17 protein-coding genes and 2 riboswitches are annotated in these 20,844 nt (G+C 69.8%); of the genes, 9 read left to right on the top strand and 8 right to left on the bottom strand.

What is annotated here, in order from left to right; translation table 11 throughout:
- Positions 1–116 precede the first annotated feature (116 nt).
- The 3 genes from G8A07_RS15830 to G8A07_RS15820 are packed head-to-tail and all read left to right on the top strand — an operon-like array spanning position 117 to position 2,021.
- Positions 117–548 carry an MbcA/ParS/Xre antitoxin family protein gene (locus G8A07_RS15830; RefSeq protein ID WP_195792997.1) on the top strand — a complete coding sequence of 144 codons (432 nt, stop codon included), beginning with the start codon at positions 117–119 and terminating at the stop codon, positions 546–548.
- Complete coding sequence (locus G8A07_RS15825; protein ID WP_195792996.1) at positions 548–1,258, top strand: RES family NAD+ phosphorylase; 711 nt, start codon at positions 548–550, stop codon at positions 1,256–1,258. The genes G8A07_RS15830 and G8A07_RS15825 overlap by 1 nt, the downstream gene beginning before the upstream one ends.
- Positions 1,259–1,271: 13 nt before the next feature.
- The gene (locus G8A07_RS15820) at positions 1,272–2,021 is read left to right on the top strand and encodes an ABC transporter substrate-binding protein (RefSeq protein WP_195792995.1); all 750 of its coding nucleotides are present in this window, start codon (positions 1,272–1,274) and stop codon (positions 2,019–2,021) included.
- 13 nt (positions 2,022–2,034) lie between these two features.
- On the opposite strand, the gene G8A07_RS15815 is transcribed toward G8A07_RS15820, so the two are convergent.
- The 4 genes from G8A07_RS15815 to gcvT form a co-directional block, all read right to left on the bottom strand.
- Complete coding sequence (locus G8A07_RS15815; RefSeq protein ID WP_195792994.1) at positions 2,035–3,423, bottom strand: L-serine ammonia-lyase; 1,389 nt, start codon at positions 3,421–3,423, stop codon at positions 2,035–2,037.
- Positions 3,424–3,460: 37 nt separating this feature from the next.
- On the bottom strand, positions 3,461–6,385 hold the full coding sequence (gene gcvP, locus G8A07_RS15810) for an aminomethyl-transferring glycine dehydrogenase (RefSeq protein ID WP_195792993.1): 2,925 nt from the start codon (positions 6,383–6,385) through the stop codon (positions 3,461–3,463).
- Between the two features lie 74 nt (positions 6,386–6,459).
- Positions 6,460–6,837: a glycine cleavage system protein GcvH gene (gene gcvH, locus G8A07_RS15805; RefSeq protein ID WP_195792992.1), complete on the bottom strand. Its 378-nt coding sequence runs from the start codon at positions 6,835–6,837 to the stop codon at positions 6,460–6,462.
- A gap of 43 nt (positions 6,838–6,880) precedes the next feature.
- Positions 6,881–8,011, bottom strand: coding sequence for a glycine cleavage system aminomethyltransferase GcvT (gcvT, locus tag G8A07_RS15800; RefSeq protein WP_195792991.1), 1,131 nt, complete (start codon positions 8,009–8,011; stop codon positions 6,881–6,883).
- Between the two features lie 52 nt (positions 8,012–8,063).
- A riboswitch (glycine riboswitch) is annotated at positions 8,064–8,173 on the bottom strand.
- 9 nt (positions 8,174–8,182) lie between these two features.
- A riboswitch (glycine riboswitch) is annotated at positions 8,183–8,287 on the bottom strand.
- Positions 8,288–8,443: 156 nt separating this feature from the next.
- On the opposite strand from gcvT, the gene G8A07_RS15795 reads away from it, so the two are divergent.
- From G8A07_RS15795 to G8A07_RS15780, 4 genes are all read left to right on the top strand, one after another.
- Entirely contained in the window at positions 8,444–9,106 is a 663-nt protein-coding gene (locus G8A07_RS15795; protein WP_195792990.1) for a DUF2987 domain-containing protein, read from the top strand.
- Positions 9,107–9,265: 159 nt separating this feature from the next.
- Positions 9,266–10,228: a tripartite tricarboxylate transporter substrate binding protein gene (locus G8A07_RS15790; protein WP_195792989.1), complete on the top strand. Its 963-nt coding sequence runs from the start codon at positions 9,266–9,268 to the stop codon at positions 10,226–10,228.
- A 56-nt stretch (positions 10,229–10,284) separates the two neighbouring features.
- Positions 10,285–10,944: a response regulator gene (locus tag G8A07_RS15785; protein WP_195792988.1), complete on the top strand. Its 660-nt coding sequence runs from the start codon at positions 10,285–10,287 to the stop codon at positions 10,942–10,944.
- On the top strand, positions 10,941–12,275 hold the full coding sequence (locus G8A07_RS15780; RefSeq protein WP_249937015.1) for an ATP-binding protein: 1,335 nt from the start codon (positions 10,941–10,943) through the stop codon (positions 12,273–12,275). Before G8A07_RS15785 ends, G8A07_RS15780 begins: the two co-directional genes overlap by 4 nt.
- 19 nt (positions 12,276–12,294) lie before the next feature.
- Here G8A07_RS15780 and G8A07_RS15775 read toward each other — a convergent pair whose 3' ends face one another.
- The 3 genes from G8A07_RS15775 to G8A07_RS15765 all read right to left on the bottom strand — a co-directional run bounded on the left by G8A07_RS15775 (position 12,295) and on the right by G8A07_RS15765 (position 17,366).
- A complete protein-coding gene (locus G8A07_RS15775) occupies positions 12,295–14,358 on the bottom strand; it encodes a hypothetical protein (RefSeq protein ID WP_195792987.1) in 2,064 nt (687 codons plus the stop codon).
- A complete protein-coding gene (locus G8A07_RS15770; RefSeq protein WP_195792986.1) occupies positions 14,355–15,521 on the bottom strand; it encodes a phosphatase PAP2 family protein in 1,167 nt (388 codons plus the stop codon). Before G8A07_RS15770 ends, G8A07_RS15775 begins: the two co-directional genes overlap by 4 nt.
- Positions 15,522–15,587: 66 nt before the next feature.
- Positions 15,588–17,366, bottom strand: a complete 1,779-nt coding sequence (locus G8A07_RS15765) for a tetratricopeptide repeat protein (RefSeq protein WP_195792985.1) — start codon at positions 17,364–17,366, stop codon at positions 15,588–15,590.
- Between the two features lie 226 nt (positions 17,367–17,592).
- On the opposite strand from G8A07_RS15765, the gene G8A07_RS15760 reads away from it, so the two are divergent.
- On the top strand, positions 17,593–19,113 hold the full coding sequence (locus G8A07_RS15760; RefSeq protein WP_249937014.1) for a DegQ family serine endoprotease: 1,521 nt from the start codon (positions 17,593–17,595) through the stop codon (positions 19,111–19,113).
- Positions 19,114–19,283: 170 nt separating this feature from the next.
- Positions 19,284–20,123 (top strand): flagellin, encoded by an 840-nt coding sequence (locus G8A07_RS15755; RefSeq protein WP_195792983.1) that lies wholly within the window; start codon positions 19,284–19,286, stop codon positions 20,121–20,123.
- Positions 20,124–20,356: 233 nt separating this feature from the next.
- Here the strand turns inward: G8A07_RS15755 and G8A07_RS15750 are convergent, their stop codons facing one another.
- Complete coding sequence (locus G8A07_RS15750; RefSeq protein WP_195792982.1) at positions 20,357–20,803, bottom strand: phage virion morphogenesis protein; 447 nt, start codon at positions 20,801–20,803, stop codon at positions 20,357–20,359.
- Positions 20,804–20,844: the final 41 nt, after the last annotated feature.

Below are 20,844 nucleotides of genomic sequence, written 5' to 3'. Positions count from 1 at the left end.
GGATCCTCGGACGCCGCTGGGGAATGCAGAAGTTCTAGAGTGGACTGAAATTTGACTTCAGTTCTCAATTGAACTTACACTGAGAGCCATCAGGGACATCCCTTTAGGAGGACCCGATGGCTCTCGTCTTTCACGCCCGCGAAGCGGCACCGGCCACGGCTCCGGGCGCCGCCGATCTGGAATCGCCGGCCGCCGCCGCCGCGCTGCGCACCTTCTTCAATATCGCCAAGGCCTGGGAGCTCTCCAACGAGGAGCAGCAGCGCCTGCTCGGCTGCGGCCGCACCACCTTCTTCGACTGGAAGGCCGGCCGCATCAAGCGCGGCCTGGACGGCGCGACCCTGGAGCGCCTGTCGCATCTGTTCGGCATCTATGCCGCGCTGCAGATCCTGCTGCCGATCCCCGAGCGGGCCAATGCCTGGATGCGCCGGCCCAACAGCGCGCCGCTGTTCGGTGGCGGCACCGCGCTGGAGCGCCTGCTGGGCGGGCAGGTATCCGACCTGTTCGTCGTGCGCCAGTACCTGGACGCGCAACGCGGCGGTTGGGCCTGATGGCGCTGCAGGACGACGAAACCGCCGCCCTCGACACGCCGCGCCGCGAGCTCCACTGGGCCGACAGCTGCCGGCTGATACCGAGCCGTTTCCCGCCGGTCTCGCTGTTCGATGCGGTGGCCGATCCGGCCGATCTGGACGTGGTGTTCGCGATCGAGTCGCTGGGCAATCCGCGCCTGCGCGAGGAGGTCGGGCAGCTGCGCCTGGTCTCGCCCGAGCAGCGCATCAGCGGCCCGGGCAGCAGTCCCATCATGGCGGCCTTCACCCATCTGAATCCCGAGGGCTCGCGTTTCTCGGACGGCAGCTACGGCGTCTACTACGCCGCCGCGGCGCTGGAGACCGCGGTGGCCGAGGTCAGTCATCACCGCGCGCGCTTCCTGTCCCGCACGGCCGAGCCGGCGCTCGATATCGACCTGCGCTGCTACCGCGTCGCGGTGCGCGCCAGCCTGCGTGACCTGCGCGGCCTGGGCGGCGTGCTGCACGATCCGGACAGCTACGCCGTCTCGCAGGTCTATGGTGTGCAGCGCCGCCTGGCCGGCGAGGCCGGCATCGTCTATGACAGCGTGCGCCATCCCGGCGGGCAATGCGTGGCGCTGTTCACGCCACGCGCCACCGTGCCGCCTTGCCGCCAGGCCGAGCATGTCTGCCTGCGCTGGGACGGCGAGCGCATCGCCGAGTGGTACCTGAAATCGGAGCTGCGGGCGCTGTAGCGCCTGCGCCATCATGTCGCCGCTGCGGACCTGGCTTTGCTTGCTCCTGCTGGCCTGGCCCTGGGTGGTGAACGCAGCGCCGCTGCGCCTGCTCAGCGAGGAATTCCCGCCGATCAACTACAGCGAGCAGGGGCGGCCGCGCGGCCTGGCGGTGGAGGTGGTGCAGGAGATCCAGCGCCGCCTGGAGCAGCCGGCCGAGATCGAGTTCATGCCCTGGGCGCGCGCCTTCCGCGAGGCGCAGCAGCCGCAGCGGCCCGCCGCGCTGTTCGCGATGGCTCGCACGCCCGAGCGCGAGCGCCTGTTCAAATGGGTCGGGCCGATCGTCACCTTCTACAGCGCGCTGTATGCGCCGGCCGGCGGCGGGCTGCGGTTGCGCCATCTGGGCGAGGCGCGCCTGGTCGAGGAGGTGCTGGTGGTGCGCGGCTGGTACACCGCCGAGCAACTGCGCAGCCAGGCCTTTCGCAATCTGTTCGAGGTCAGCGATCCGCAGCAGGGCGTGCGCATGCTGCTGGCGCGGCGCGCGCCGCTGTTCGCGACCGAGCGCATCTCGATGCCGGCGACGCTGGCCGAGATGGGCCTGCCGGCCGACGCGCTGGAGATCGTCTACAGCTTCGCCAGCACCGAGGGCTATATCGCCTTCTCGCGCGGTACGCCGGACGCCCTGGTGCGCGCCTGGCAGCGCCAGCTCGACGCGATGAAGCGCGACGGCAGCTTCCAGGCGATCTACAAGCGCTGGCTGCCGGAGGACAACCCGCCGCACTGAGGCCGTCGCGGGCTCAGCACTCGACGATGTTGACCGCCAGGCCGCCGCGCGCGGTTTCCTTGTACTTGGTCATCATGTCGGCGCCGGTGTCGCGCATGGTCTTGATGACCTTGTCGAGGCTGACGAAATGGGTGCCGTCGCCGCGCAGCGCCATGCGCGCGGCATTGATGGCCTTGACCGAGGCGATCGCGTTGCGCTCGATGCAGGGGATCTGCACCAGGCCGCCGACCGGATCGCAGGTCAGACCCAGGTGGTGCTCCATGCCGATCTCGGCGGCGTTCTCGACCTGCTCGGGCGTGCCCCCCATCACCTGGCACAGCGCGGCGGCGGCCATCGAGCAGGCCACGCCGACCTCGCCCTGGCAGCCGACCTCGGCGCCGGAGATCGAGGCGTTTTCCTTGTAGAGGATGCCGATCGCCGCGGCGGTCAGCAGGAAGTCGACCACGCCCTCGTCGTTGGCGTGATGCACGAAGCGCGAGTAGTAGTGCAGCACCGCCGGCACGATGCCGGCCGCGCCATTGGTCGGCGCGGTGACGACGCGGCCGCCGGCGGCGTTCTCCTCGTTGACCGCCAGCGCGTAGAGATTCACCCAGTCCATCACCTGCAGCGGGTCGCGCAGCGCCGCCTCGGGGTTGGCGGTCAGGTCGCGGTGCAGCTGGGCCGCGCGGCGCTTGACCTTGAAGCCGCCGGGCAGGATGCCCTCGGTGCGGCAGCCGCGGGCCACGCAGTCCTGCATCACCCGCCAGATCTTCAGCAGGCCGGCGCGGGTCTCCTCGTCCGCTCGCCAGTGGCGCTCGTTGCGGCGCATCACCTCGGCGATCGAGATGCCATGCTCCCGGGTCAGCGCCAGCAGCTCGTCGCCGGTCTTGAAGGGATAGGGCAGCACGGTGGCATCGGGGGCGATCACCTTCTGCTTGCTGCCATCCGCCGCCACCTCGTCGCTGACGATGAAGCCGCCGCCGACCGAGTAGTAGACCCGGTTGGCGATCTCGCCGCCCTCGGCGTCGAAGGCCAGGCAGCGCATGCCGTTGGCATGGAAGGGCAGGGACTCGCGGCGCTTGAACACAAGGTCCTTGGTCTCGTCGAAGCGCAGCATCCGCTCGCCGACCAGGTTCAGGTCGCCGGCGCGGATGCCGTCCAGCAGGCCCGGGATGGCCTCGACGTCCACCGTGTCCGGCTCATGCCCGGCCAGGCCCAGCAGCACCGCCTTGTCGCTGCCATGGCCCTTGCCGGTGGCGCCCAGGCTGCCGTAGAGGATCACCTGCACGCGGGCCACGCGTTCCAGCAGGCCCTCATGCTTCAGGCGCAGGCCGAACAGGCGCGCAGCACGCATCGGGCCCACCGTGTGGGAGCTCGACGGGCCGATGCCGATCTTGAACAGGTCGAAAACGGAAACGGCCATCGTCGGCGCTCCTTGGGGCGGGCTGGCTGGGAGAGGGTCAGGCCTTGCTGGCTTCGTCGTCGCTGCCGTACTCGGACAGCGGCAGGCAGGAGCAGAACAGGTTGCGGTCGCCGTAGACATTGTCCACGCGGCCCACCGGCACCCAGTACTTCTGCTTGCGCAGGCTGGCCACCGGGTAGGCGGCCTCGTCGCGGCCGTAGCCATGGGTCCAGTCGCCCGTCAGCAGGCTGGCGGCGGTGTGCGGCGCGTTGACCAGCGGGTTGTCCTCGCGGGTCCAGGCGCCGCTCTCGACTTTGGCGATCTCGGCGCGGATCGCGATCATCGCGTCGCAGAAGCGGTCCAGCTCGAACTTCGACTCGCTCTCGGTCGGCTCCACCATCAGGGTGCCGGCGACGGGGAAGCTGAGCGTAGGCGCGTGGAAGCCATAGTCGATCAGGCGCTTGGCCACGTCCTCGGCGCTGACGCCACTCGTGTCCTTCAGCGGGCGCAGGTCCAGGATGCACTCATGGGCCACGCCGCCGCCCTTCACGCCGGCGATATTGCCGCTGAAGTGGATGTCGTAATGGTCGGACAGGCGTGCCGCCACATAGTTGGCCGACAGGATCGCGGTCTCGGTCGCCGCGGTCAGGCCCTCGGCGCCCATCATGCGCACATACATCCAGGAGATCGGCAGCACGGCCGCATTGCCCAGCGGCGCGGCTGAGACGGCGCCGATATTGCTGTCGTTACCCAGGCCGGCCGAGCGGTGCGCCGGCAGGTAGGGCACCAGGTCCTCGACCACGCAGACCGGGCCGACGCCGGGGCCGCCGCCGCCATGCGGGATGCAGAAGGTCTTGTGCAGGTTCAGGTGCGACACGTCGCCGCCGAACTCGCCCGGCGCGGCGATGCCGACCAGCGCGTTCATGTTGGCGCCATCCACATAGACGCGGCCGCCATGGCTCTTCACCAGCGCGCAGATCTCCTTCACATGGGTGTCGAACACGCCATAGGTGGAGGGGTAGGTGATCATGATCGCGGCCAGGTTGGCGCTGTGCTGCTCACACTTGGCCTTCAGGTCGGCCAGATCGATATTGCCATCACGATCGCACTTGGTCACGACGACCTGCATGCCCACCATCTGGGCCGAGGCCGGGTTGGTGCCATGGGCCGATTCGGGGATCAGGCAGATCTTGCGATGGCCTTCCTTGCGCGCCTCGTGGAAGGCCTTGATCGCCAGCAGGCCGGCGTATTCGCCCTGCGAGCCGGCATTGGGCTGCAGGCTGATGCCGGCATAGCCGGTGGCCTGGCACAGCCAGCTGGTCAGCTCCTGGTTCAGCAGGCTGTAGCCCTTCAACTGGTCCTGCGGCGCGAAGGGATGCACGCCGGCGAACTCGGGCCAGGTGATCGGGATCATCTCGCTGGTCGCGTTGAGCTTCATCGTGCAGGAGCCCAGCGGGATCATCGAGCGGTCCAGCGCCAGGTCCTTGTCGGCCAGGGCGCGCAGATAGCGCAGCATCTCGGTTTCCGAGTGGTGCGTGTTGAAGACCGGATGCGTCAGGTAGGCGCTGGAGCGGGCCAGCTCGGCCGGGATCAGCGGCGCGACGCCCTTCTCGAAACTCTCGAAGCCGGGCAGGGTGGTCTTGCCCTCGGCGAACACCGACAGCAGGGCCAGCAGGTCCTTGCGGGTGGTGGTCTCGTCCAGCGAGGCGCTGACGCTGTCGGCGCCCGCGCGGCGCAGGTTCATGCCGGCGGTGACGGCCGCGGCCAGGATCTGCTCGGTCTTGGCGCCGGTGGCGATGTGCAGGGTGTCGAAGGCGCTGGCCTCGTTCAGCACGCTCCAGCCCAGGCCCTTCAGGCCCTGGGCCAGGATCGCGGCATAGCTGGCGACGCGCTGGGCGATGCGCTTGAGGCCCTGCGGGCCATGGTAGACCGCGTACATGCTGGCGACGACGGCCGGCAGCACCTGGGCGGTACAGATGTTGGAGGTGGCCTTCTCGCGGCGGATATGCTGCTCGCGTGTCTGCAGCGCCAGGCGGTAGGCGGGGTTGCCATGCGAGTCGACGCTGATGCCAACCAGGCGGCCCGGCAGGCTGCGCTTGAACTCGTCCTTGCAGGCCATGTAGGCGGCATGCGGGCCGCCGGCGCCCATCGGCATGCCGAAGCGCTGGGTCGTGCCCACCGCGATGTCGGCGCCCTGTTCACCGGGCGACTGGATCAGGGTCAGGGCCAGCAGGTCGGCCGCGGCGATCAAGAGGCCGCCCTGGGCATGGACCGCGTCGGCGATCGGCTTGAGCGCGCGCAGCTGGCCATTGACGCCGGGGTACTGCACCAGCGCGGCGAAGCATTCGGTCTTGCCGGCGTCCTCGGCGCGGCCGACCTGCACCGTGATGCCCAGCGGCTTGGCGCGGGTGTTCACCACTTCCAGGGTCTGCGGCAGCACGTCGTCGGCGACGAAGAACACCAGGCTCTTGCTCTTGCCCACGCGGGCGGCCAGGGTCATCGCCTCGGCGGCGGAGGTGGCCTCGTCCAGCATCGAACTGTTGGCGATGGCCATGCCGGTCAGGTCGGTCACCATGGTCTGGAAGTTGACCAGGGCCTCCATGCGGCCTTGCGAAATCTCGGCCTGGTAGGGCGTGTAGGCGGTGTACCAGGCGGGGTTCTCCAGGATGTTGCGCAGGATCACGCCGGGGGTCAGCGTGCCGAAGTAGCCTTGGCCGATATAGCTCTTCAGCACCTTGTTCTGCGAAGCCAGCGCCTTCAGCTCGGCCAGCGCCTGCGCCTCGGTCACCGCGGCCGGCAGGGCCATGCCCTGCGAGCGCTTGATGCTGGCCGGCACGATGGCCTCGATCAGCGCGCGGCGCGAGGCCTGGCCGATCACGGAGAGCATGCCGACCTCGTCGGCGGCGTCGGGGCCGATATGGCGGGCCTGGAATTCGGCGGCGTTTTCGAGCTCGGTCAGGGGCTTGAGCGCAGACATCAACATGGAAGTTCCTTGGAATACGACGACGGGCACATGACGTGCCCGTCCTTACTGCTACTGCTGGATGGAGTTAAGGCTCAGCTGTTCTTGACCAGCTCGTCGTAGGCCGTGGCGTCCATCAGGCCGTCCAGCTCGGCGCTGTTCGCCAGCTTGACCTTGAAGAACCAGCCGCTCTTGAGCGGGTCGCTGTTGGCCAGCGAGGGATCGTTGCGCAGGTCCTCGTTGACCTCGGTGATCTCGCCGGCGACCGGCATGTAGACGTCGGCGGCGGCCTTGACGGATTCGACCACGCCGGCCACTTCCTTGGTCGCAAAGCTCTTGCCGACTTCGGGCAGGTCGACGAACACCACGTCGCCCAGCGCGTCCTGCGCGTGGACCGTGATGCCCACGACGACCGTGCCGTCGGCTTCGATCTGGACCCATTCGTGGTCGGCGGTGTACTTGATGGTGCTCATGGGCTCTTGCTCCGTTGGGGAAGGGTTGTGTTTCTTGGGCGCTTTAACCGCGGTAGTAGCGGTTCGGCGTGAAGGGCGTGGCGGACACGGTCATCGGGGTGCGCTTGTCGCGCACCAGCGCGAACAGCTCGGTGCCCAGCGCGGCATGGGCGGCGCCGACATAGGCCAGGGCCACCGGTTTGCCGACCGTCGGGCCGACGGTGCCGCTGGTGACGGTGCCGACCTCGGCGCCGCTGGCGTCGACCAGCTTGGCGCCCTCGCGCACCGGCATGCGCTCGTTGCTGACCAGGCCGACGCGCTTTTTCGCGGCGCCCTCGGCGAACTGCTGGTCGATCACCGCGGCGCCGGGGTAGCCGCCGGCGCGCGCGCCGCCGGCGCGGCGCACCTTCTGGATCGCCCAGGTCAGCGCGCCCTCGACCGGGGTGGTCGTGGTGTCGATGTCATGGCCGTACAGGCACAGGCCGGCCTCCAGGCGCAGCGAATCGCGCGCGCCCAGGCCGATCGGCTTGACCTCGGCCTGGGCCAGCAGCTTGCGCGCCAGCGCGACGGCCTGGTCCTGGTGCACCGAGATCTCGAAGCCGTCCTCGCCGGTATAGCCCGAGCGGGTCACGAAGGTCGGGATGCCGTCCAGCTCGAAGAAGCCGCCGGTCATGAACACCAACTGCCTGACGTCGGGGTTCAGGCGCGCCAGCGCGGTGACGGCCTCGGGGCCCTGCAGGGCCAGCAGGGCCTGCTCGGGCATCGGGATGACCTCGCAACGGCCGCCGATCTTGGCCTGCAGATGGGCGATGTCCTGTTCCTTGCAGCCGGCGTTGACGACCACGAACAGGTCGTCCGGGCGGCGGCAGACCATCAGGTCGTCCAGGATGCCGCCGTTCTCGTCGGTGAAGAGGGCGTAGCGCTGCTTGAGCATGCCCAGGTCGACGATGTCGACCGGCACCAGGGTCTCCAGCGCGGCGGCGGCATCGGCGCCGACCAGGCGCACCTGACCCATGTGCGAGACGTCGAACAGGCCGGCGGCGGCGCGGGTGTGCTTGTGCTCGGCCATCAGGCCCGCCGGGTACTGGACCGGCATGTCGTAGCCGCCGAAGGGCACCATCTTGGCGCCGAGTTCCAGGTGCAGCGCGTGCAGCGGGGTGGTCTTCAGGGATTCGTTGTGGGGGGCTGCGGACATGGACCAGGCTCCGAGGGCATTCGACAGACCCACTCCGGGTGGAGTGGGGGGATATGCCCTCGCTGTCCGCTTTACCTGAGAGATTGGCCGCTGACCGATCGCCAACGGCTTGCCCCTTCGGTGGACGGACTCGATGGCCCGCCTCTCTCCAGTGAGGAACGCCCGGTTATGGGCGTTTTGTCAGTCCTTTTGCCTGAGCGTTCGCAGCGTGGGATCACCAGTGCCACTGCGCCTTCGGCGGCTTCCGGCTGGGAAGCTCTCTCCTGACGGGCGGCATTGTAGCCAGGGTTTGGGCTGCCCGGGGCGAAGTCGCCGCACGGCCCTGTCGCCGCCTTTTCTTCATCCTCGCTTCATGCAGGGCTCAGCCGCGCTTCAGCCCGGCTGCGCAGACTGGGCCGGTTTGCCTCACATCTGCCCTATTCAGGAGTCCTCATGCCGATCCGTGCTTCCGTCCTCTTGTCTTCTTCCCTGCTGCTGGCCGTAGCCGCGCAGGCCGTGCCGAATGCCCAGATGCCCGCCAGCAAGCTGTTTGAGGCCGCCGCCCAGCTGGAGCGCCTGCCCAGCGGCGAGCGTGACGCGATCGCGCTGCGCCACACCCTGGTCAGCAAGACCCCCGGCACCGTGGTGAAGGTCTGGTACCAGGACCAGGGCCAGCGGGTCGAGCTGCCGCTGCGCGCGGACGGCAGCTTCGAGCGCCCGGCGGGCCTGGCCAAGCCGGGCTTCGATCCGGTGGTGCAGGCGGACCGGCCGGAGGACGATCTGGACCTCAATATCGACCTGGTCGCCAAGGTGCCGGATCCGCGCCAGTTCGACTATGCCGACCTGCAGCGCTCCGCCACGCAAATGAACGGCTTCATCAAGCGCCAGGCCGGCATGCTCAGCCTGCTGGCGCCCAAGGTGCACAGCATGGTGTTCCGCTGCGCCAGCGCCGCGCCGCCCTGTGCCCTGGTGGTGCATCTGCCGGAGGGGGCCAAGACCTACAAGGCGGACGCCAAGGGCCAGATCGCGCTGCGCATGAGCCCGGAGCTGCAGCGCGCGCAGCCGAAGCTGACGACCGAGGGCCAGATCAGCGCGATCGTCGGCGACATGGAGTGATCAAGGAGTCGCCCATGCGCGACGCAAGTGACTTTCGTCGGGTTTGAATCGCGGCAAATCGCACACTTTGCACCGCGACGGTGCGGTCGTCGCAGGTGCGCAAGCGCGGTGGGCCCCCTAGACTCCCGCCACATCAGACAAACCAGGGAGGTGGGCAAGATGGTGGATCGTCGTCATGTGCTGCTGGGGGCTGCCGCCGCCCTGTGCGGTGCCGGGGCCCGGGCCCAGAAGTTCGAGACCCTGCCGGAGCTGCGCATCGTCATCCCGGCCAACCCGGGGGGCGGCTGGGACCAGACCGGCCGCGCGCTGGGCACCGCGATGCAGACCGCCAAGTTGGTGGACCGCATCCAGTACGAGAACATCGGCGGCAAGGCCGGCACCCTGGGCCTGGCCCAGTTCGTCGAGCGCTATCCGAGTGCGCCCAACACCCTGATGGTGGCCGGCATGGTGCTGCTCGGCGGCATCGCGCTGCAGCGGCCCAAGGTCGACCTGAGCCAGGTCAACCCGATCGCCGGGCTGACCAGCGACTTCATGGTGGTGGCGGTGCCGGCGGCCTCGCCGATCCGCACCCTGAAGGACCTGGCCGCGCGCCTGGCCTTACCGGACTTCAAGGCCACCGTGGTCGGCGGCTCGGCCGGCGGCGTCGACCATATGCTGCTGGGCATGATGCTGCGCGCCAGCCGCGGCAACCCCGACAACTTCAGCTACCTGCCGACCAGCAGCGGCGGCGATGCGGTGCGCGCGCTGACCGAGGGCAAGGCGCAGCTGGGCATCTCCGGCTACAGCGAATTCCGCGGCGCGATGGCGTCCGGCACGATCCGCGTGCTGGCGGTCAGCTCGCGGCGCGGCCGCTACGGCCTGCCGGCGCTGCGCGAGGGCGGCATCGACACCGAACTGGCCAACTGGCGCGGCGTGTTCGCGCCCTCCGGCCTCAACGAGGGCCAGACCCAGGCCATGGCCAGCCTGCTGGAACGTGTTGCCCGCTCCAACGAATGGGCCGACCTGGTGCGCCGCAACGACTGGCTGTCGACCTACCGCTCCGGCAGTGACTTCCGCAGCTTCGTCGAATCGGAGATGACCACCGCCCGCGTGGTGGTGCATATGCTCAAGCTGAAGGCCTGACCCGCTCCTAAGCCTCGTCTAAGTCGGACGCCGCCGCCGGCTGAGACAATCGGCCGATGCGTTTATTGCTGGTGGAAGACGATCCGATGATCGGCGAGCAGCTGCTGGACCTGCTGCGCGCCGAAAGCTATGCGGTGGACTGGGTCAAGGACGGCGAGCTGGCCGATACCGCCTTGCAGACCCAGAACTACGACCTGCTGCTGCTCGACCTGGGCCTGCCCAAGCGCGACGGCCTGTCGGTGCTGCGCGCCTTGCGCGCGCGCAAGCAGCAGCTGCCGGTGCTGATCGCGACCGCGCGCGATGCGCTGAGCCAGCGCGTCGAGGGGCTGGACGCCGGCGCCGACGACTATGTGCTGAAGCCCTTCGAGCTGGACGAGCTGCTGGCGCGCATCCGCGCGCTGCTGCGCCGCGCCAGCGGCCGCGGCGAGCCGATCTACGAGCATATGGGCATCAGCCTGAACCCCGCCACCCATGAGGCCATGGTCAACGGCCAGTCGGTCGTGCTGTCGGCGCGCGAATGGGCGGTATTGGAGCCGCTGCTGGCGCGCCCGGGGCTGGTGCTGTCGCGCCAGCAACTGGAGGAAAAGCTCTATGGCTGGAAGGACGAGGTCTCCAGCAATGCGGTCGAGGTCTATATCCATGGCCTGCGCAAGAAGCTGGGCGCGGCGCTGATCCAGAACGTGCGCGGCCTCGGCTATATGGTGCCCAAGCAATGAGCGGCGGTATTGCTCGCGTGATGGCCATGGGCCCCTCGCTGAAGCGCCGGCTGATGTGGTTCCTGTTCGGCGCGGTCAGCCTGGCCGCGTTGCTGCAGGGCGGCAGCGCCTATCACACCGCGCTGCAGGAGGCCGACGCGATCTTCGACTACCAGATGCAGCAGACCGCGCTGTCGATGAGCGGCGCGCGGCCCGGCATCGGCCATTCGATGCCCGAGGAGCTGGAGCTGGTGATCCAGGGCTGGAGCGTCGACGGCCTGCAGCTCTTTGCCCAGCCGCGCGCGCGCCTGCCGCAGCGCGCGGTGATGGGTTTTGCCGATGTGCGGGGCGACGACGGCAAGCTCTACCGCGTGCTGTCGATGCAGGCCGGCGGCCAGGTGGTGCAGGTGGCCCAGGAGCTGGCGGTGCGCGAGCGCCTGGCCAGCCGCCTGGCCTGGCGCACGGTGACGCCGATCGCGATCGTGCTGCCGCTGCTGCTGCTGGTGGTCGGCTGGGTGATCAGCCGCTCGCTGGCGCCGGTCGAGCGGGTGCGGCGCCAGCTGTCCGAGCGCGCGGCGGAGGACCTGTCGCCGGTCGGCGAGGAGGGCTTGCCGGTCGAGATCCGGCCGATGGTGCGCGAGCTGAATTCGCTGCTGCTGCGGATGCGTCAGGCCTTCGAGACGCAGCGCCATTTCGTCGCCGACGCGGCCCATGAGCTGCGCTCGCCGCTGACCGCGCTGAAGCTGCAGGTCGAGGGCCTGGCGCGCGCCGGGGCCGACGAGGCGGCGCGCGGCCAGGCCCGGACCCGGCTGGCCGCCGGCGTCGAGCGGGCCAGCCATCTGGTCGAACAGCTGCTGCTGCTGGCGCGCCAGGAGGCGCCGGAGGGCGCGCAGCTGCAGCCGCTGGCGCTGGAGCCGCTGCTGCGCCGGGTGCTGGGCGAGCAGGTCGCGGCGGCGCAGGCGCGCGGCATCGACCTGGGCCTGCTGCGCGCCGATGCGGTGCAGATCCAGGGGCAGGGCGAGGCGCTGGCCGTGCTGCTGCGCAATCTGCTGGACAACGCGATCAAGTACACGCCGGAGGGCGGCAAGGTCGACGTGCTGCTGCTCGACGAGGGCCCGCAGGCGCGGCTGCGCATCGAGGACAGCGGCCCCGGCATCCCGGCCGAGGAGCGCGAGCGCGTGTTCGACCGCTTCTACCGCAGCGGCGAGGCCCAGGGCCGCGCCACCGGCAGCGGCCTGGGCCTGGCCATCGTCAAGACCATTGCGGACCGGCATGGCGCCGGCCTGCGGCTGGAGCGCTCGGAGGCGCTGGGCGGGCTGCGGGTCGATCTGCAGTTCCGCAAGGCCGGCTGAAGCGAAGTGGAAAGCCGGCTCAGGGCTTGCCGCGACGCAGCGCCGAGCGGCGTTCCTGCTCGGCGTCGGGCTCGACGAAGGACCGTGCCACCCCGTTGTGATCGAGCGCCAGCGGCGGCACCGCGGCCTTGGCCGCGGCCGATTGGCCGAGCCGGCGCGCATGCTGCGGGGCGGCCATGCTGGTGCCGCTCAGGGCCACGACGCTGCCGCTGCGACAGCCCGCGGCATGGATGCCGCGCAGCACCGGCGAATCCTCGCTGATCGCCAGCTTGCGCAGGTTAGCCCGCGGATCGCTCGGCAGGCCGACCGAGGAGTAGGGCGCCGGCGCCAGGCTGCCGTCCGGTTGCCGCGTCAGACCGCCGACCACCTCGACCTGCGTGCCGCAGGCCAGCGCGTTGATCGAGCCGGCACGGCGGATCAGGCAATCGCCCCGGTCCTGAAGCCGCGGCCAGCCCAGCTCGTCATAGACCTGGTCGCAGCCCTTGTCCTCCAGCACCGCCTGGCGGCCGCGACCGGGATGGCCGAAGGACTTCTCGTCGCGCTGCGAATAGACGCTGCAGGCCAGGGGCGCGCTGCCCGCGTGCTGGCGCAGGTCCAGCGCCCAGGCGCCGGACGGCGCGGCATAGGTCCAGGGGCCGTAGGGCGCGGTCGGCGCCACCGTCAGCAGGCCCAGCGCATGGTTGCCGTTGGCCGGGTCCGGATGCAGACCGAACAGCGCCAGGGTCCGGCCCTCGGCATCGCGCAGCGCCCATTCCTGCGCCGGCGTCGCCGCGCTAGGCGGCAAGGTGAAGCTCAGGTCCAGCGCCGGGCCGCCGGGCGGCGTCAGGCGCCAGTCCATCGCGATGGCGCCAGCTTGTTCGGGCAGCAGCCATGTCTCGAGGTAGCTGGAGGTGCCGTCGTCGGGGCGTAGCCGCCATTGCAGCGCCATGCCCTTTGTCGCCTCCAGCCGGGCTCGGGCATGGCAGCGCGACAGATGGCTGTTGCCCTCCGGCAGCACCAGCTCGACGGGAGTCAGGCCGGGCCGGCGCCGCAGCGCGATCAGGGCGTCGACCGCCGCCTCGAACATCGAGGAGCCGTTGTGCGGCCCGGCGATATTGCCGAGGCTGGCATTGACGACGATGCGTTCCGCGCCGGCGCGGTCGGCGCGCTCGACCACGAAGCGCAGCGCATCGAACAGATGGGCGCCGGCGGAGATGCACAGGGTTGACTCCATCGGCCGCAGCTGCACGCCGACGATGGCCGGCCCATGCTGGGCCTGCGCGGGCGGCGGCATGCCGCAGGCCAGGTCGGCCACATGGGCGCCATGAGTGGCGCGATGCCGCAGCAGGCGCCCCATGTCCAGCAGCGCGTAGGCGGCGTCCTCGTCGACATGGCCGGCCGCGTCGCTGGCCAGCGCGATCGCCTGGTCGAGCCGCGCCTGGTCCAGCACCTCGCCGCTGCCCCATTGCGGGTCCGGGGCGCCGCGGGCGGCCAGGTTCCACAGGGACAGGAAGCGGCTGTGGCGGCTGCCATCGGCCGCGCGCCAGCTCAGGCGCTGATGGGCGAAGGGCAGGCCGTCGTCGATGATGCCGATCACCAGCGGGACGAGGGGATCGCCGGGCACGCGCGGCAGCGTCTCCCAGGCGGTCGCGGCCTCCCACCAGTCGCCCTCCAGCGCGATCTCGTAGCGGTCGATCGCGGCGCGGATCTCCAGCAGGCGCTCGCGCAGATCCGCCGGCTGGCTCGCGAGCCGCCCGGCATCGCCCAGCGCCCGGATGAAATCGGGGTTGGCCAGCGCGGTGCAAAAGCGCAGGCTTTCCAGGCCGAGCAGCGGCTGGGCATAGCTGTCGGGCAGGCGCAGCCAGTTCGGGGGCAGCTCGGCGGCCCTCTGATGCAGCCAGGCGCAGGGCGGGTCGAGCTGGTCGGGCGCCGGTTCCCGCAGCTCCAGCATCAGCCACAGGGCCTGGGGCGGCCCCGAGCGGCCGGGCAGCTGGGCATCGTTGAAGTCGGTGGCCTCGGCCCAGCCGGCGAAGGCGTCATGGCGCGGGTCCAGGGCCGGGGCGCGGGCGCGCGCGGGCAGCGCGTGCCAGGCGAGCCCGCTCATGGCAGCTCCTGCTTGGCCTCGTCCCAGAGCCAGGCCAGCAGGTCCTGGGCCGCATCGCCGCTCCAGGGGTTGGCGGGGCCGGCCTGCTCGCCGATACCCAGCGCGGCCTGCCCCGGCGGCTGCAGCATGAAGTCCGCGTCCATGGCCTCCGGCGTCGGGCTGAAGGTCAGATGGGTCAAGGCCGTCGACGGGCCGGTGCAGCGCGCCGCCACATAGCCGGCCAGGCCCATGCCCAGCACCCGGCCACAGCGGCTGTCGATCGGGAAATGCACGCCGGCAACGGTGCGGTTGATCGCGATGCGCTGGGCCAGGCGCAGCAGGGTGCGGCCGCGCAGACTGGTCTGCGAGTCGCCCAGTAGGTGCAGCAGGGTATAGGCCACCGCATGGGCCTCGGTCGAATGGCCGCTGGGGTAGGAGCTGTGCTGCGGCGTCAGGATCATCGGCTGGATCTGGGCCGAGTACTGCATCGGCCGCGGGAAGGCGAAGGCATGCTTGAAGCGCATCTCAACCGAGATCGCCAGCCGCACCACCGCGCCCAGCAGCTCCAGGGTGCGCGGCGTGCGGTTCGGATGCAGGCCGACCACCGAGGCCCAGTAGGTCGCCAGCTGCGGCACCTGAGACAGGATCTCGGCGGCGCGGTCCTCGCGCAGCGCCGCGTACTCGGCCACCAGTTCCACCTGGCGCGCCATCGAGGCCGGGGCGTCCGGGCGGAACAGGGTGACCAGCGGCCCGCCGCCGCAGGCCAGCTGCAGCCGCAGGCCATGCTCGCCGACCACTTCGTACTCAAGGCCGCGCGTCAGTTCCGTGTCGAACAGATTGGCGCGGATCCAGGGCTCCCAGCGCTTGATCGGGAGCACCGCATCGAGGGGGCCGAGCGTGGGCGACTGCAGCGCGCTGGGATCGAAGGCATCGACGATGCCGTCGCGGCTGGTGATCGCGCCGCCGATATCCAGGCCGCTGTCGCTCGCCGCACCCCCGGCGCCACCTGCTCCTCCCGCACCGCCTGCTCCACCGGCACCTCCAGCCCCGCCGGCGCCACCAGCGCCTCCAGCACCCCCGAGTCCGATCGCGCCCCCGGCGCCGCCTGCCCCGCCCGCGCCACCCAGGCCGCGGGCGCCGCCGAAGGAGGCCTGCAACACCTGTCCCCGTTGCCGGTTCAGCATCGTGATGTCCTTTCCGTGGTCCCCGAGCGGGCCTGGGCGCCGCTCCCCGTTGTTTCGTCTTCTCTCTCAGCCCTGCGGCACGCCGGCCGCGGCCAGGCTGCTGGCCCAGACCTCGCCGGTGGGATGCCCCATGCTGGGCGAGCGCCGGCGGTAGCCCGCGATCGTCAGCTCCGGCTCCTGCTGGAGCAGGCGCAGCGCCCATTGGCGGGCGTCCTGCATTCTTCCCAGTTGCACATGGGCGATCGTCAGCACTCTTAGGGTTGACGTGTGGTGGCGGTTCAGGCGCAGCGAATGCTGGGCGCGCTCGATCGCCAGCTGCCATTGGCCGGCGGCCAGCGCGGCGGTGGCGGACAGGGATTCGAAGAAATAGCGCATCGGGTCCAGCGGCGAGAGGTCCAGCGCGCGCTGGGTGAAGGTCAGGGCCTGCTGGCCCTCGCCCTTGAAGGCCAGCAGGGTGCCGTGGAACAGCCAGGCCAGCGGCTCGTTGGGATTGCTCTCCAGCGCGCGCTCGTAGCGCTGGGCGGCGCCGTCCAGGTCGCGCAGCAGATTGCAATGCACAAAGCCGTCGATCGCCAGGGTCAGCGCCGAGTCGGGGTCCAGCTCCAGCGCGCGGCGGGTGTGTTCCAGCGCCAGCTGCGAGTCGCGTTCCATCTGGCCCCAGCCCTGCTGGACCCGCATCACATGCCATTTGGCCAGCCAGGCATGGGGGGCGGGATGGTGTCGGTCGCGTTCGATCAGGTATTCGAGCATCTGCCGCGCGCGCTCGAACTCGGTCCGGTTGGCGCCATGCAGCAGGCCCACCGCGGCCATCAGCAGGCAGTAGCTGGCCAGGGTCGGCATCGGCTCGCAGCGGGCCCGCTCGACGCAGCGCACCGCCAGCGCGCGGCTGATCTCGCGCGCCACCGTATTGGCCAGCGCATCGGTGCCGGCAAACACGCCGGCGGCGCTGCCGGTGTGCTCGCCGGACCAGATCACGGTGGCGTTGCCGGCCTCGACCAGCTGCAGCGCGATGCGCATGCGGTCGCCCAGCAGATGCACCCGGCCGGACAGCACATGGTCGGCCTGCAGATGGTGACGGATGCCGTCCAGCGCCGCCGCGCGGCCGCGGAAGGCGCTGGTGGACAGGCGCGAGATCACGCGCAGCGAGGGGTTGCGCGAGAGCGCGTCGATGATCTCGTCGGCCACGCAGTCGCCCAGGAAGGCATGGGCGCCGTTGCCGGCGGTGGTCGCGAAGGGCACGACCGCCAGCGTCGGGCACAGCGGCTTGAGCCGCGTCGGGGTCGGGCCGGCGCTGGGTTCCTCGCCGGCGCGGGACAGCACGAAGGTGCGCACCGGGTCCGGCATGTCGCGCAGCCAGCAGTCGCCCAGGTCCTCCACCGCGGCGTCCAGCCCATGCACCAGACGGTCGCGCACCATGGCCGGCACGGCGGTCTGGCCCGGGCGCGCCAGACGCGCCAGCAGCACGGCCTGGTTGACCTCGACGCCGAATACGTCGAGCTCGGAGATCTCGATCTCGCCGACCGCCACGCCGGCGCGCAGCAGGATGTGCAGGGCCTCGGGCATGTCGCGGTTGCTGTGCTCGATGCGCCGGTGCATCTCCAGCGCGGCATTGACCGCGTCCAGGCTGTCCTCGAACAGCACCAGCATGCCGTCGCCCAGATGCTTGACCATCTGGCCGCCGTAGCGCGGCAGGCAGTCGTCGCGCATCTCGCGCACGAAGCGGGTCCAGCGCTCGGCAAAGCGGCTGCCGGGGCGCTGCACCAGGCGCACCGACTCCACGACATCGATCACCAGAATCGCGCGGACCTGATGGTCCAGCACGAAGTCGTTGCTGCCCTCGGACATCCGCCCTGCCTTGTTGTTGGACCCGGCGCCCATTCTGGGCAGGCCCGCGCGCCGGCACAAGAAGAACCGCTGCCGACCTGTCACAACAGACAGGGTGCCGCCCCGGGGCGGCGCCGCGCCTGTCCCCGGTTTAAGTGCCATCTAAGTCTTGTTTGCCACAGTGGCGCCATCCGATTCGATGTCTTTTCTCTCTCTCTCAACGGAGGTTCTCAAGATGGCAGCAGAAATGATGGTTCCCGCCAAGCGTCTGGTCTGGGCCCTGACCGTGGCCGGTCTGGTGGGCCTGGGTGGCGGCGCGATGGGCGCGCTGGCGCTGACCAAGGGCGGCGCGGAGGCCGCGGTGCCGGCTGCGGCCGTCGTGGCCGCCACGGCGGCGCCGGTGGTGCAGGGTGCGGCGGTGGCGGCACCTGTTGCGCCCATTGCGCCGGCGGCCTTGCCGGACTTTGCCCAGATCACCGCGCGCAATGGCCAGGCGGTGGTCAACATCAGCGTCACCGGCCAGGTCAAGACCTCGCGCCGCGCGCAGGCGCAGCAGCCGCAGCTGGATCCGTACGACCCGTTCTACCAGTTCTTCCGGCGCTTCCAGATCCCGGGCCAGCCCGGCGGCGAGCGCTCGATGCCGGTGCGCGGCCAGGGCTCGGGCTTCATCGTCAGCGAGGACGGCATCGTCCTGACCAATGCCCATGTGGTGCGCGACGCCCAGGAGGTGACGGTCAAGCTGACCGACAGGCGCGAGTTCCCGGCCAAGGTGCTGGGCAGCGATCCCAAGACCGATGTGGCGGTGCTGAAGATCGAGGCCAAGAACCTGCCGGTGCTCAAGCTCGGCAGCACGCAGGACCTGCGCGTCGGCGAATGGGTGCTGGCGATCGGCTCGCCCTTCGGCTTCGAGAACAGCGTCAGCGCCGGCGTGGTCAGCGCCAAGGGCCGCGCGCTGCCGGACGAGAGCTATGTGCCCTTCATCCAGACCGATGTGGCGGTGAACCCCGGCAACTCGGGCGGCCCGCTGTTCAATGCGCGCGGCGAGGTGGTCGGCATCAACTCGCAGATCTACAGCCAGTCGGGCGGCTACCAGGGCATCTCCTTCGCGATCCCGATCGAGGTGGCCAAGCGCGTGCAGCAGCAGATCCAGAACGGCGGCAAGGCCCAGCATGCGCGCCTGGGCGTGGTGATCCAGGACGTCAACCAGGCCTTCGCCGATTCCTTCAAGCTGGAGCGGCCGGCCGGCGCGCTGGTCTCCAGCGTCGAGGAGGGCGGCCCGGCGGCCAAGGCCGGCCTGAAGGCGGGCGACGTGATTCTGAAGTTCAACGAGCAGGCCATCGTCGCTTCCAACGACCTGCCGGCGCTGCTGGGTCAGTCGCTGCCCGGCGAATCGGCCCGGTTGGAGGTCTGGCGCCATGGCAAGCGCGAGACCCTGAACGCCAAGCTGGGCGATGCCGGCGAGAAGAAGGGCCTGGCCAAGGCCGAGCGCGACGAGGGCACGCCCGCCGGCAAGCTGGGCCTGGCGCTGCGGCCGCTGCAGCCCAATGAGCGCGGCGCCGGCCAGGCCGAGGGCCTGCTGGTCGAGGACGTGGCCGGCGCGGCGGCGCGCGCCGGGGTGCAGCCGGGCGACCTGCTGCTGGCCGTCAACGGCACGCCGGTGAAGACGGTGGAGCAGGTGCGCTCGGTCGTGGCCGGCGCCGAGAAATCGGTGGCCCTGCTGGTCCAGCGCGACGGCCAGCAGATCTTCCTGCCGGTGCGCCTGGGCTGAGAACCTGATCCAGGCGTGACTTAGTACCGCCCTGGCGCCGTCCACCGCGGGCGGCGCCTTATTTTTGCCCGGGTATTTAAGTTCTCCGGCCGGGGGCCGCCCTGTGTCGGTGAGGGCAGGTAGGAATGACTGCCCGCCACGCAGACAAACCCACCAGGAGTGACCCCATCATGTTGAGCCTGCACACCAATGCCGCCGCTCTGTCCACCCAAGGTTCGCTGGGCAAGACGCAAAGCGCCCTGTCGACCTCGATGACCCGTCTGGGCACCGGTTTCCGCGTCAACTCCGCGATGGACGACGCCGCCGGCCTGCAGATCGCCACGCGACTGAACGCTCAGACCCGCGGCATGGGCGTGGCCCAGCGCAACACGCAAAACGGCATCTCGATGCTGCAGACCGCCGAAGGCGCGCTGGACGAAGTCAGCAACATCGTGCTGCGCATGAAGGATCTGGCTACCGAAGGCGCCAGCGGCACGGCCACCACCGACGACCTGACCGCGATGAAGGCCGAGTTCGACGATCTGGCCCTGGAACTGGAAAACATCACGACGAACACCAAGTTCGGCGGCCAGGCCCTGCTGGGCGCGACCGGCAAGCTGGGCGCCGGTGCGGTGACCTTCCAGATCGGTTCGGACAAGGCCGAAAAGTACGACTTCAAGGCCGACACCGAGGTCAAGCAGGTCTCCACCGACATCACCGCGCTGAAGGGCAATGCCTTCGGCAACAGCACCGATGCCAACAACGCCATCGACCTGGCCAACACCGTGCTGAAGTCGGTCGGTGCCGCCCGCTCCAAGCTGGGCGCCGGCGCGAACCGTCTGGACCATGTCTACAACAACTTGCAGAACATGAGCACCAACGTCTCGCAGGCCAAGGGCCGCATCATGGACGTGGACTACGCGACCGAAACCTCCAACATGACCACCAAGCAGATGCTGATGCAGGCTTCGTCCTCGATGCTCAAGCAGAGCAACAGCATGTCCGGCCTGGTCATGTCGCTGCTGCAGTAAACACCATCGCGGCCCGTGGGGCCTTCGATCTAGAAGCCAGGCCTCGTGCCTGGCTTTTTTCTTTGTGCGTTGGCGTTCGTGAAGGCCTGGGCGCAGGAGGGTTGACCGGAGGTGAGATATCCACAGGTGGGCCGGCGCGATAAATCCGGGACTCTGCGGAATGGGTCCGGAAAAAACGGGACGGCCTAGAAAAATGTGTTTCCTGTGGCGAAAACTGGTCGACGCCGCAGCAGCTACGCCGCTGGGTCGAGGAAAGTGCTGAGGATATCGAGCACCGCCGTCTCGTCGTCCGGGGCCAATGTACCGTCGTCCGGGTCGCCCATCAACAAACCGCGGCGCGGCATGTACTCGGTGCCCCATTCGTGGAAGGCCGCGTAGGGCTGACCGAAGCCGACACGGACACTGGCCGCGGTGGCACGGTAGTTCAGGCTGGACAGCATGTCGCCATACCGGTCCAGGATTCGATAGTTGCCGTCCGCCGGGTAGCTCTCTATCGTGGACTGCGCCCAGGGTTCCCACGGCTGGCCGAATGGGTCGGTCTCAGTCTCAAAGCGACCGCTGACCCGGCTTTCCAATTCCTGGCCGATGCTGGCCATAGCCGGCGTGAGGTCGTCCAAACGCCGCCGCAGTTTGGAGAGCACCGCGGCTACCGAACCGCTGTCTACGGTGATGGTCAACATTGCTCGGTCTGCCTATAATTTTGGCAACCCACCGTCGTTTC

Source organism: Roseateles sp. DAIF2, assembly GCF_015624425.1.
GTDB lineage: Bacteria > Pseudomonadota > Gammaproteobacteria > Burkholderiales > Burkholderiaceae_C > Kinneretia.
This window is presented reverse-complemented; position numbering and strand designations above follow the sequence as displayed.